Raw genomic sequence first — 12641 nt, 5'->3', positions numbered from 1 at the left:
GAAATGCCTGTGATCAAAATCTCCGAATTGCAACCGGGGATTCAGAACGGGCTTGCAAAGCCGCGTAACACGCGAAGTGTCTTAAAATCCGTTAAGCATTGTGGCAGTCGCGTTTCATCAGAATGCTTCTGCCGGCATCGCCATCAAGGAGTCGGATCCCGCCATCAAGGTCGTGAAGAGCGAATTTGATTCCGGCAACAGGCGCGCGAAATAGAAGCGCGCCGTCGTGACCTTGGCGGCATAGAAACCATCGCTGTCCTCGGTCGATTTTGCCAGTGCCACCTCGACCATGCGGCACCACATATAGCCCAGTGCCACCAGCGCGAAGAGGCGTTGGTAGTCGGTGGCGGCGGCGCCGGCCTCATTGGGGTTGGCGAGACCCGCCTGCGCTATCCAGGCCGTGGCCTGTTGCAGCTTGGCAAAGGCCTTGGCCAGCGGCAGGACGAATTCCGCCATTTCAGGCTTTTCGCTGGCCTGTTCGATATAATCGCTCACCGGATGGAAGAAACGGCGCGCAAGCCGTCCGGTCCCGGTCGGCAGCTTGCGCCCGACCAGGTCGAGCGCCTGGATGCCGTTGGTGCCTTCATAGATCTGCGTGATGCGCGCATCGCGCACCAGCTGCTCCATGCCCCATTCCCGGATATAGCCGTGGCCGCCATAAATCTGCACGCCGAGATTGGCGGCGTTGAAGCCATGGTCAGTCAGGAACGCCTTGACCACGGGGGTGAGCAGCGCCACCAGATCGTCGGCCTCCTGCCGCTTGTCCGGGTCGGGGTGATGCAGTGAAACATCGAGCTCGCGCCCGACCCAATAGGCAAGAGCCCGGCAGCCTTCGTTGAAAGCGCGCATGGTCAGCAGCATGCGGCGCACGTCCGGATGCACGATGATGGGGTCGGCCGGCTTGTCCGGGAATTTGGTGCCGGTCAGGGCGCGCATCTGCAGCCGGTCGCGGGCATAGGTGACAGCACCCTGATAGGCAGCTTCCGCTATCCCTAACCCTTGCATGCCGACCGCTAGGCGCGCCGTGTTCATCATGGTGAACATGGCCGACATGCCCTTGTGGAGCCGCCCGACCAGCCAGCCTTGCGCGCCGTCGAAATTCATGACGCAGGTCGACGACGCCTTGATGCCCATCTTCTTTTCGATCGAACCGCAGACGACCGGGTTGCGGGCGCCCGGCTTCCCGTTCGCATCCGGCAGGAATTTCGGGCAGACGAAAAGCGAGATGCCGCGGATGCCGGCGGGCGCATCGGGCAGCCGCGCCAGCACCAGATGGATGATGTTCTCGGCCAAGTCATGCTCACCCGCCGAGATGAAGATCTTGGTGCCGTAAAGCCTGTAGGATCCGTCGGCATTCGCTTCCGCCCGCGTCTTGCACAGGCCCAGATCCGTGCCGCAATGCGGTTCGGTCAGGCACATCGTACCGGTCCAGGTGCCATCGACAAGCTTGGGCAGGTAAAGCGCCTTCTGTTCGTCGGAGCCGTGGGCATGGATGGCGTTATAATTGCCGTTGGAGAGGCCGGGATACATGCCGAAGGAGAGATTGGCCGAGCAGATCATCTCCTCGACCGCGAAATTGACCAGCTTGGGCAAGCCCTGACCGCCATATGCCGGATCGCAGGGGAGGCCGGTCCAGCCGCCTTCGATAAAGGTCCGGTAGGCTTCCTTGAAGCCTTTGGGGGTGGTGACGTTGCCGTTCTCGTAATGGCAGCCTTCCTCGTCGCCCGAATGGTTGAGCGGTTGCAGCACCTCCTCGCAGAACTTGCCGGCTTCCTCGAGGATGGTCGTCACCAGATCCGGCGTCGCTTCCGAAAAATCGGGAATCTGCTGGGCCAGGTTCTCGAACTGCAGCACTTCGTTGAGCACGAACTGGATATCGCGCAAGGGGGCTTTATAGGCGGGCATGGCGTTTTTCCTCGTGCATCAGTTCCGGAGCGGCTTGCCGGTCGAGAGCATGTGTTCCATGCGGGCAAGCGTCGGGCCGGTGCGGAGCAAGGTCATGAAGGCTTTCTTCTCGAGTTTCGAGATCTGGTCTTCGGCGATCACCTCGGTGAAATCCGTCTTGCCGCCAGTCAGCACCTCGGCCAAGGCGTCGGAGACTGTGACGTCATGCGGCAAGGCCTTGCCCTGAAGCGCGAAGCCTTCGACAGCCAATTGCAGCGCGGTGCGGCCGGTGGGGCCGGGCAAGCGCAATTCCTGCGGCTGCGGTGGCTGGTAACCGGCAGCCAGCAGCGCCAGCGCCTCCTGCTTGGCATCGTAAAGCAGGCGGTCGCGATTCATGGTGATCGCGTCATCTTTGCGCAGGAAGCGGAGTTCCTTCGCCTCGGCCGCGGATTTGGCGACCTTGGCCAGCGAGATCGCCTCGAAAGCCTGCGCCACCGGCGGCATCGGGCCTTTTGGGTCCTTGGGGCCAGGCTGATAACGCAGCAGCATCTCCTTGCAGCCGCCCCAGCCGGGAATGAGTCCGACGCCGACTTCGACCAGACCCATATAGGTTTCGGCATGGGCCTGGATCGCGGCACAATGCAGCAGCACTTCGCAGCCACCGCCCAATGCCATGCCGCTTGGGGCGCCCACCACGGGGAAGGGCGCGAACTTCACGGCCTTGTAGGCGGATTGGCCGGTGCCGATCATGTCGTCGATCATCGGCCACATGGCGATATTGGCGGCAAAGAGGGCGAGCCCGATATTGGCGCCGACCGAGAAGTTCTCGGCCTCGTTATGAATGACCAGCGCCTTCATCTTCTTGGCCACATGGTCGACCGATTGCTTGACCAAAGCCAGACTGTCGGGGTCCAGCGCATTCATCTTGCTGTGGAATTCAAGGCAGGCGACACCGTCGCCGATATCCCAGAGCGAGGCCGACCCATTTTTGATGATGGGCTTTGACGAAAGCTTGATGTCGGAAAGCAGCAGCACGCCATCGGGACGCAGCAGCTTGGTGTAATTGCCGTCGGGCTGCAGATGCTCAATCTGGCCGTTGGCGATCCGGTAGAAGCCGCCGGCCTTGGCGGCGACGCTGAGGAAAGCCGGCACGGGCAATTTCTCGGCAGCGAGCTTTTCAGCGAACCAGGCGGCACCCATCTGGTCGATCATCTCGAAGGGGCCGCGCTTCCAATTGTAGCCGGTCTTCATGCCCTGATCGACCGCGACCACGTCGTCGGCGATTTCCGGCACCAGGGAGGCCGCGTAGGAGAGCAGGCCGGACAAGACCTTCCAGGCATATTGCCCGCCCTTGTCCTTGTGCTCGACCAGCGTCTTCAAGCCGCCCTTGGCGGCATCGGCGGAATCGAGGCGCGCGCGATCGCTGGGGGCATAGGCGCCGGTCGTGAGGTTGATCGATTCCTTGACCTTGGCCCCACCGGCCGTGTTGAGCCGATAGAAGCCGCCCTTGCCCTTGCGCCCCGTATAGCCATCGGCAATCATTTTCTCCAGTAGCGGCCAGGGGCGGCGCAGCTTCATATAGGCGTCGTCGGGTTTCAGCAGGCTTGCCATGCTCTTGTCGACATGGGGCATGAGGTCGAGGCCGACGAGATCCAAGAGGCCGAAGAGGCCGGTCTTCGGTGCACCGATCGGCCGGCCCATGATCGCGTCCGCTTCCTCGACCGTGAGGCCGAGATCGAGGGCCGCATTCACTGCCGCCTGCATCCAGAAAACACCGATGCGGTTGCCGACAAAGCCTGGCGTGTCCTTGGCGCGGACGATGGTCTTGCCCAGCATGCGGTCGCCGAAATCGCTGATGTCTTTCAAGACCTCGGCCCGCGTCTTCGGTCCGCCGACGATTTCAAGGAGGCGCATATAGCGCGGCGGGTTGAAGAAATGGGTGATGCAGAAATCGGCCTGCACATTTTCCGGCATGCCCTCGACCAGGGTCTTCAGTGGGATGGTCGAGGTGTTGGAGGAAAGGATCGAGCCTTTCTTCCGTTTGCCTTCCAGCTTGTGATAGAGGCCCTGCTTCAGATCCAGCCGCTCGATGATCGCTTCGACGACCCAATCGACGTCGCCCAGTTGGTCGAGATCATCTTCGATATTGCCGGGCGTAATGAGTTTCGCCGCTGCCTTCGACATCAAGGGTGCCGGATCGGCTTTCAGCAGTTTCTCGATGGCGCTCTTGGCGATGGCCGAACGGCCCCCACTATTTTCGGCACCTTCCTTGGGTACGATATCGAGCAGCAGGACGGGAATACCGGCATTGGCGATCTGGGCGGCGATGCCCGCCCCCATCACGCCGGCGCCGATGACGCAGGCTTTTTGGATGGGCATCAGACGGCCTCCAGAATGGTGGCGATGCCCTGTCCGCCGCCGATGCATTGGGTGGCCAGTGCAAATTTCTTGCCTTCGCGCTTCAGCAAGCTTGCGGCCTTGCCCGTGATGCGGGCGCCGGTTGCCCCCAGCGGATGGCCGATGGCGATGGCGCCGCCATCCAGATTGACCTTGGCCGGGTCGATCTTGAGATCGCGGATGCAGGCCAGCGATTGCGAGGCGAAGGCTTCGTTGAGTTCGATGATGTCGATATCGTCGATGGTGAGGCCAGCGCGCTTCAGTGCCTTCTGCGTCGCTGCCACCGGGCCGATACCCATGATCTCCGGCGCGCAGCCGGCGACCGAAACGGCGCGGATCTTGGCAAGAATGGGCAGGCCATGGGCCTTGGCGTAATCCATCGAGGTGACAAGACAGGCGGCCGCACCGTCGGTCAGCGGCGAAGACGTGCCGGCGGTTACCGAGCCATTGGCGTCGAAAGCCGGCTTCAGGCCGGAGAGGGCTTCCGCCGTGGTGCCGTCGCGAATGGTGCCGTCCTCGCGCACCATCTCTTTGCCGGCCTGGATCGGCACGATCTCATCCGTCAGTTTGCCGGCGGCGCGCGCAGCGCTCGCCTTGGTCTGGCTGAGCACGGCGAAGGCTTCCTGCTCGGCGCGGCTGATCTTGTATTTGTTGGCGACGTTCTCGGCCGTCGTCCCCATCGAGATATAGGCGGCGGGCAGCCGGTCGTTGAGCGCCGGGTTCGGCAACGGGTTGAAGCCCAGCATCGGCACGCGTGTCATGCTCTCGATGCCGGCGCACAGGAACGCCTCGCCGGCACCCAGCGCAATAGCACCGGCTGCCATGTGGATCCCCTGCATGGACGAACCGCAGAAACGGTTGACCGTGGCGCCGGCCACCGATTGCGGCAGCTCGGCGATCATGCCGATCAGGCGCGCCACGTTGAAGCCCTGCTCGCCCTCAGGGAAGGCGCAGCCGACCAGCAGATCCTCGATATCCTTGGGTTCAACCTTGGTCCTGGCAACCAGCGCCTTCACCACGGCGGCGGCCAAATCGTCGGGGCGGACTTTGACAAGGGCACCCTTGTTGGCCAAGTGGAAGGGCGAGCGTTGATAGCCCACGATGACGGCGTCTTTCATTGCGACTTCTCCTTATTGGCGGCGCGGGCTTTCTCCTCGTCCACCAGATTCTTCTTCAATATCTTGCCGATGATGCTCTTCGGGAGATCGGCGCGGAAATCGTAGAAACGCGGCTTCTCGATCTTGGAAAGGCGGCTTTCCAGAAACGCATCCATGGCTTCCTGGTTGCAGCTCATCCCGTCCTTGAGGACGATGAAGGCCTTGATGGTTTGCCCGCGATAGGGATCGTCGATGCCGATGACGGCGCATTCCTTGACGGCGGGATGCTCGTAGATCGCCTCTTCGATGACGCGCGGATAGACCTTGAAGCCGGAGGCGTTGATCATCTCCTTCAGGCGGTCGGTGATGAAGACGAAGCCTTCTTCGTCGATATGCCCGACATCGCCGGTATGAAGGCGGCCGTCTTTGATGACTTCGGCGGTGGCATCCGGCCGCTTCCAATAGCCCAGCATCACTTGGGGGCCACGGAAGCAGATTTCGCCCTTTTCGCCGACCGGCACGGGCGTCTTGCCGTCTTCAAGCGAAATGATCTCGCAAGCGGTGAAGGGATAGGGGAGGCCGATCGAGCCGGCCTTGCCCCCGGTATGCACCGGATTGCAGCTGCAGACCGGCGATGCTTCCGAAAGGCCATAGCCTTCGATGAGCCGGCAGCCGCTTTCCTCCTCGAACTTCTTCCTGACCTCGGCCGGCAGCGGTGCCCCGCCGGAAATGGCGAAGATCAGCGAGGAAAGGTCGAAATCCTTGAATTGCGGAAAATTGAGCAGGGCGTTGAACAAGGTCGGCACGCCGATCAATGCCGTCGGGCGCTTGGCATGGATGAGGCGCAGCAGCCGCAACGTATCGAATTTCGGCTCCAGGATCATGCTGCCGCCGACCGACAGCGTCCAGTTCATGACGCAGGTCATGGCAAAGGCATGGAAGAGGGGCAGGACACCCACCGTCTTCGATTTCGGATTGTCGACCGTATAGAACCAGCGCTTCGACTGGATCGCGTTCACATAGACATTGGCATGGCTGAGCATGGCGCCCTTCGGGACACCGGTCGTGCCGCCGGTATATTGCAACAGCGCCACGGTGCTTTGGGGATCGATCTCGACCGGCGCATAGGCGCCGTCATTATGCACCAGATCCTTATAGGCGATGTGCCGACTGTCGACCGGCATCCGCGCATGGGCCGAGCGCATGACGAAGGGATAGACCAGGTTCTTCGGAAAGGGCAGCTGATGCGCCATCGGGCAGACGATGACCGATTTGACGCGGCTCTTGGCCAGCACGGCATCAAGCTTGGGCAGCAATTGCGTGACGTCGAGCGTCACCATGAAATCGACCTCGGCATCGGCGATCTGCCGCTCGATTTCCGGCTCGGCGTAGAGCGGGTTGAAATTGACCAGTGTCGCCCCGGCTTTGAGGGCGCCGTGATAGAAGATGACGAAATAGGGGCAGTTGGGCAGGAACAAGCCCAGCCGCATGCCGGGCTTGAGGCCGATCTGCTGCAGCCCCTTGGCGACCTTGTCGCTCTCGCGCTTCACCTCGGCATAAGAATAATGCTTGTCGAGGAAGTCGATGCAGTCGTTGTTGGGATGCGCCGCCGCGCTGTCATCCAGCAGGGCATAGACCGGCTTCACGTCGATGGGTGTCGCGCCATCCACCTGCAATGGATAGCTGGCCAGCCAAGGCATCGCCATCCCCTCGCCCGTGCCGGAACCCTGCAACGACGTGGCGCTCATGACCCTCCTACCGACCGCAGCACCCACTTCATCCCCCAAAGGTGCCGGATCAAGCCCAGAACATTAGAGCCGATCTTTAGGCATTAAGGCAAAGGAATGGTTAATGACGGAGATGGGGTGGCCACAGGCAAAAATTGAGACAGAGATATTGACTTAAAAAATTGAAAGATTGTCCGGACGCGCTCGGAGCTCTCGATAGACAAGGAGCGATATCGCCGCCTTGACTGCATACCCATAGAGAACGGTGAGAGCGGCCACAACCTGCAGGGCCAACCGGTTCATTGGAGTGAGCGCGGGAAGCATTGTCAGAGCCAGAACGAGCGCAAAGCCGAACAGAATTATTGGCAACACGGTCAAGATGCCGATGCCAATGAGGCGCCAGAAATGCTGACGTGTGAGATGCCAGTTAGGACCCGGTGGAACGGTCTTGCCACGATCTATAACAGCTGCTTGCCAGCCGGTCAGACGAGTTGTCGCCCAGATCGTGCCAAGTGTCACGGCGATGCTGGTAACTTTATAAGCATTGATCAGAATGTCCTGCCGTGCTGTCGGCGTGTCGCCTATCCAAAGAAAAATGGACTGTGGTGCCCAGTCAACCAACAGCCAGAACAGACTGACCCATGAAAACAACACTATGTAGGACAGCTGATTGGTTGGGACGGGGTGATGGCCGGCGCCGTACCAAAGCCCGGTCATCCAGCGCCATTCGAACATCAAGGCCGGAACGATCCAGAGAAGCGACGCAATCGGGTCGCTACCGGTAGGTGGTAGAAAGAGGGGCGCCTCAGGTGAAAGGACACCACGGCACAAGCAGAGCGCTACATAAAGTAGTACTGGCAAGCGCGCGCTGAGAAGCAAAAGGCGCCATTCAAGAAATGGCGCCAGAAGGGCCGCAGCCGAAATTTGTAGGCAATCCAGCTTGCGCATCTCAATCTCCAGTCATGGCAAGTTAGCAATACGATTCCGTTTGCCACAAGTCTGGGATGGGCCGTGTTAGGTGATATCGTTTGCCGTGCGGAGAGACGCGCCGGGCTGAGTTAGCGCCTCACCCCAGTCCGAACTGCGTCACCACCTTGGCGAAATCGTCGGCGAAGTTGCTGCCGGAGCGCAGGACCGGGCTGCCGGCTGGCAGGCGGTTGAAGTCGGCGGAGTCGAGTTCCTGGCTGGTGAGAACCGCGCAGGGGATCTTTTCGGTGACGGCCACGGCCTTTACGGCGCGAATGAGGTCGACGCCGGTCAGGCCCTTCATGACTTGCGAGGTGATGATCATGTCGGGGCGCAGACGCAAGGCGGTGGTGAGGCCTTCGATAGGGTCATGGACCGAATTGACGCGGAAGCCGCAGGCCATGATCTGCTTGGAGAGAATCTTGGCAACGGACCGGGCCGGGGTCACCAGCAGGATCTCGACGTTGCGGATCTCAACTTCGCCTGGCGAGAAGGTGCGGCTGACATGCGAGGGCAGGCTGCGCACCAGCTGCGCGATCTCGTCATCGTCGGGTTGGGATTTGCGTTCCAGCATCTGGCCCAGCGCATCGCAGAATTCCTGCGTGTCGCGCTGCGCCTTGTCGCCCCATTGGCCGAGATCGTTGAGATAGCTTTCCATGCGCTGGGCGATGAGCGTGATCGCCGGAAAGCCGAAGGAAGAACCGGTGATGCGCAGATTGTGTGCGTGGCCGAGCAGGTCGGAAAGATACTCATCAGAAGCGCCATCGGCGGCGATCTGGTCGAGAAGCCGGTTCATCTCGGCAAGGCGCGTCGTCGCCTCGTCGTGGAACTCAAGCTCGGCCTTCTGCGTCAGTTCATCGATATTCGCGCCGGATACTTTCCCAGATGCTTTCACGGTGTCGCTCTTTCCCTGGCATTTTATCTATTGCCCGCGCAATCGGCCATCCGCAGGCACGTTCTGCGGCACAACTGAAACTCAGGCCGCAACGCGCCACAGAATGAAGCGGAGAAAGTTTAAAAGTGATGAATCGCCTTACACGCCTAGGGGCATGTTCCCAACAAGGTCAGGACAGGAACGATAGGCAGGAATGAAGGCCAGACCAGTGCCCAGAATAGCACCTTGAAAGGCGATCAGGCCTTCTCGACCGCGACCACCGCACCATGCATCGCCACCACCTTCACCTTGGTGCCGGCCGCCAGATCCTCGCCCTCGCAGCGCCAGACCGTGTCGTCGATGCGAATCTGGCCGCGGCCGTTGACGATCGGCTCGGACAGGGTGGCGCTACGCCCCAGCAACTGCTCGCCGCGGCGGTTGAGGGTCATGTCGTCGCTCTTGACAGTCAGGCTGTGGCGGAAGCGGTACCAGCCCAGCACCGACACGGCCGAGAGCAGCGCGAAGATGAGGACCTGGTTCTCCCAGGTCAGCGACGGGATGACGAGGGCCACCACCGCCGTGACCAGGGCGGCGCCGCCCAGCCAGATGAAGAAGAAGCCCGGCGTCAGGATCTCGATCCCCGCGAGCGCCGCGGCCAGGATCAGCCAGTGCCAGAATTCGAGCTGGAAGTTGAAACCGATATCGCTCATGGCAGATGCTCTCGCCTCACGTACGCGGCAGGCTGGAACGGCGCGTGTCGTCGCGGTCGCCCAGGGCCGATTTCGCCAATTCCGCGATGCCGCCCAGGGCGCCGATCACATTGCTCGCTTCAAGCGGCATCAGGATGACCTTCTGGTTGTTGGCGCCGGCGATCTTTTCCAAGGCTTCGGTGTAGCGCAGGCCAAGGAAGTAATTGACCGCCTGCACGCTGCCCTTGGCGATGGATTCGGAGACGACGGCGGTGGCCTTGGCTTCCGCTTCGGCCATGCGTTCGCGGGCTTCGGCCGAGCGGAAGGCCGCTTCCTTCTCGCCTTCGGCCTTGAGGATGGCGGATTGCTTCTCGCCCTCGGCCTTCAGAATGGCGGATTGGCGCAGACCCTCCGCTTCCAGGATGGCGGCGCGCTTGTCGCGCTCGGCCTTCATCTGGCGGCCCATGCTTTCCACGAGATCCTTGGGCGGGGCGATGTCCTTGATTTCGATGCGCGTGACCTTGATGCCCCAAGGCTGGGTCGCATCGTCGACGACATGAAGGAGCTGCGCATTGATCTTGTCGCGCAGGGACAGCAGCTCGTCGAGATCCATGCCGCCCATCACGGTGCGGATATTGGTCATGGTCAGGTTGAGGACCGCGTTTTCGAGGTCGTTCACTTCATAAGCCGCCTTGGCGGCATCGAGCACCTGGTAGAAGACGACGCCGTCGACGCTGACCATGGCGTTGTCCTTGGTGATCACTTCCTGGGTCGGCACGTCGAGCACCGATTCCATCATGTTGATCTTGGCGCCGATGCGGTCGAAGAAGGGGATGATGAAGTTGAGGCCCGGGCGCAAGGTCTGGGTGTAGCGGCCGAAGCGCTCGACCGTCCATTCGCGGCCCTGCGGCACCGATTTGATGCCCATGAAGACCAGCAGCACGGCAACGGCCAGCAGGACGATGACGAAGATCGCGAACGTACTCAGCATGATGCTTCCCCCAAAGCAATGATGTGACCGATTGTTACACAACCAGAAAGCTTTGGAAATGTAGGGACGTTTTGGGGCGTTTCAAGCATCGGGCGGGCGGGATTGGCTCTAACCCTTTGCTTCCGGCGCCGGATTCGGCACGGAAACAGCGACCGTGACCGCTTCCGGCGCTTCCAGGCCGACGCTTTCGATATCGTCGGCCTTTTTCATCGCCTTGTCGGTCGAGATGCGGATCTGGCGCACATCCTCCACCGCCTGGTCGAAATGCTGCTGCAGCTTGCCCACGCGCGTATCCAGCCGGTCGAGATCCTTGGCGAGTTCCCCGACCTTGGCCTGGATGACATGGGCCTGTTCGCGCATGCGGACGTCTTTGAGGACCGCGCGCATGGTGGTCAGCGTCGCCATCAAGGTGGTGGGGGAGACGATCCACACGCGCACCCGCCCGGCCTCCTCGACCAGATTGGGGAAATTGGCATGAATCTCGGCATAGACGGCTTCGGACGGCACGAACATCAGCGCCGAATCCGCCGTCTCGCCGGGAACGATGTATTTTTCGGCAATGGCCTTCACATGCAACCGGATGGCGGTCGAGAATTCGCGCCGCGCCTGGACCAGTGCCGCATCGCCGTCCGCATCGCGGATGGCGCGGTAGGATTCCAGCGGGAATTTGGAATCGATGCCGATGGCGCCGGGCGGATTGGGCAGTTTCAGCAGGCAATCGACCCGCTTGCCATCGCCGATCTGGGCCTGGAACTCGTAATTGACCGGCGCCATGACGGTGCGGACGATGTCGGCCAGTTGTACCTCGCCAAAGGCGCCGCGCGCCTGCTTGTTGGACAGAATGTCCTGCAGGCTCACCATGCGGGTGGACAGCTCGGCGATGTTCTTCTGCGCGGCATCGATGACGGCGAGGCGCTCCTTGAGTTCGCCCAGCGACTGCCCGGCCTCGGTCGCCGACAGGGCCAGGCGCTCGTGCACCCGGTCCGAGAGCTGGTTGAGGCGGGCGTCGAGGCGCTGGTCGATGGCAGCCTGGGCCGACGCCTGGGCAGCTGCCAGCGACTGCAGTTGCCCGGCCAACTGGTCGAGCTTGGGGTCGGTGGCGATCATGGGCGCCGCACGGGTTCCGCGCCAGACAAGGGCCAATACCGCCAGCAACAACAGGGCGATAAGGGCGAGGAGCGCCAGCAGGGCAGGGCTCGAATCCATGACGATTCCTTGGATTTGGGCCGGAAACGGCCGAATCGGGGTGGCAATCCACCCCGCTTCGCTTGACGATAGCGGGCGGAATCCATAGGTAAAGCGCGAAACTGAGACCCAGTGGTTTGCCCCCTCACCCCAACCTCTCCCCGGAGGGGCGAGGGGCTTTACTCCGAGGGGCTTTACTCCTGGAGATCGGTAAGTCCCCTCGCCCCGCTTGCGGGGAGAGGGTTAGGGTGAGGGGTTGTCCTTGCCAGCGCTTCGGAATGATCAGTGGAAACACCATGGCCAAGTTACCGATCCTCGTCGCACCGGACCCGCGTCTGGCCAAGAAATCGGCGCCTGTTCTGGCCGTGGATGACGGCATCCGCCAGCTGATGGACGACATGCTGGAGACGATGTATGCGGCTCCGGGCATCGGCCTTGCAGCACCCCAGGTCGGCGAATTGAAGCGGGTCATCGTGCTGGATATCGCCCCCGAAGGCGAAGCGCCGGCACCGCTGCGGATGGCCAATCCGGAGATCGTCTGGGTCTCCGACGACGATGCCGAATACAACGAAGGCTGCCTTTCCGTGCCGGAACATTACGCCGATGTCGTGCGGCCGGCATCCTGCGTGGTGAAATATCTCGACGAGAACAACCAGCAGCGTGAAATCACCGCGGAAGGGCTGCTCGCGACCTGCGTGCAGCACGAGATCGATCATCTCGACGGCGTTTTGTTCATCGACCACCTCACCTCCTTGAAGCGCAACATCATCCTGCGCAAGCTGCTCAAGGCGAAAAAGACCGGCGCCGGCGGCGTGCCGGCCTGACGGGCGC

General features: G+C 61.7%; 10 protein-coding genes. 1 reads left to right on the top strand and 9 read right to left on the bottom strand.

Annotated features, from left to right (window positions below; genetic code table 11):
• Positions 1-117: 117 nt before the first annotated feature.
• The 9 genes from ACE3OA_RS09470 to ACE3OA_RS09430 form a co-directional block, all read right to left on the bottom strand.
• Positions 118-1905, bottom strand: a complete 1788-nt coding sequence (locus tag ACE3OA_RS09470) for an acyl-CoA dehydrogenase C-terminal domain-containing protein (protein ID WP_374310343.1) — start codon at positions 1903-1905, stop codon at positions 118-120.
• Between the two features lie 18 nt (positions 1906-1923).
• On the bottom strand, positions 1924-4263 hold the full coding sequence (locus ACE3OA_RS09465; RefSeq protein ID WP_374310341.1) for a 3-hydroxyacyl-CoA dehydrogenase/enoyl-CoA hydratase family protein: 2340 nt from the start codon (positions 4261-4263) through the stop codon (positions 1924-1926).
• Positions 4263-5399 carry an acetyl-CoA C-acyltransferase gene (locus ACE3OA_RS09460; protein ID WP_374310339.1) on the bottom strand — a complete coding sequence of 379 codons (1137 nt, stop codon included), beginning with the start codon at positions 5397-5399 and terminating at the stop codon, positions 4263-4265. Before ACE3OA_RS09460 ends, ACE3OA_RS09465 begins: the two co-directional genes overlap by 1 nt.
• Positions 5396-7126: a long-chain fatty acid--CoA ligase gene (locus tag ACE3OA_RS09455; RefSeq protein WP_374310337.1), complete on the bottom strand. Its 1731-nt coding sequence runs from the start codon at positions 7124-7126 to the stop codon at positions 5396-5398. The genes ACE3OA_RS09460 and ACE3OA_RS09455 overlap by 4 nt, the downstream gene beginning before the upstream one ends.
• Before the next feature lie 153 nt (positions 7127-7279).
• Positions 7280-8053 carry a hypothetical protein gene (locus ACE3OA_RS09450; protein ID WP_374310335.1) on the bottom strand — a complete coding sequence of 258 codons (774 nt, stop codon included), beginning with the start codon at positions 8051-8053 and terminating at the stop codon, positions 7280-7282.
• 118 nt (positions 8054-8171) lie between these two features.
• Positions 8172-8966, bottom strand: a complete 795-nt coding sequence (locus tag ACE3OA_RS09445; RefSeq protein ID WP_374310333.1) for an Hpt domain-containing protein — start codon at positions 8964-8966, stop codon at positions 8172-8174.
• 236 nt (positions 8967-9202) lie between these two features.
• A complete protein-coding gene (locus tag ACE3OA_RS09440; RefSeq protein WP_374310331.1) occupies positions 9203-9655 on the bottom strand; it encodes an NfeD family protein in 453 nt (150 codons plus the stop codon).
• 16 nt (positions 9656-9671) lie between these two features.
• Positions 9672-10625, bottom strand: a complete 954-nt coding sequence (locus ACE3OA_RS09435; RefSeq protein ID WP_374310329.1) for an SPFH domain-containing protein — start codon at positions 10623-10625, stop codon at positions 9672-9674.
• Between the two features lie 108 nt (positions 10626-10733).
• Positions 10734-11831, bottom strand: coding sequence for a DNA recombination protein RmuC (locus tag ACE3OA_RS09430; RefSeq protein WP_374310327.1), 1098 nt, complete (start codon positions 11829-11831; stop codon positions 10734-10736).
• Positions 11832-12106: 275 nt separating this feature from the next.
• Between ACE3OA_RS09430 and def the strand changes: the two genes are divergently transcribed.
• The gene (gene def, locus ACE3OA_RS09425; protein ID WP_374310325.1) at positions 12107-12634 is read left to right on the top strand and encodes a peptide deformylase; all 528 of its coding nucleotides are present in this window, start codon (positions 12107-12109) and stop codon (positions 12632-12634) included.
• Positions 12635-12641 lie beyond the last annotated feature (7 nt).

The sequence above is a fragment of the Dongia sp. genome, from assembly GCF_041906375.1.
GTDB lineage: Bacteria > Pseudomonadota > Alphaproteobacteria > Dongiales > Dongiaceae > Dongia.
This window is presented reverse-complemented; position numbering and strand designations above follow the sequence as displayed.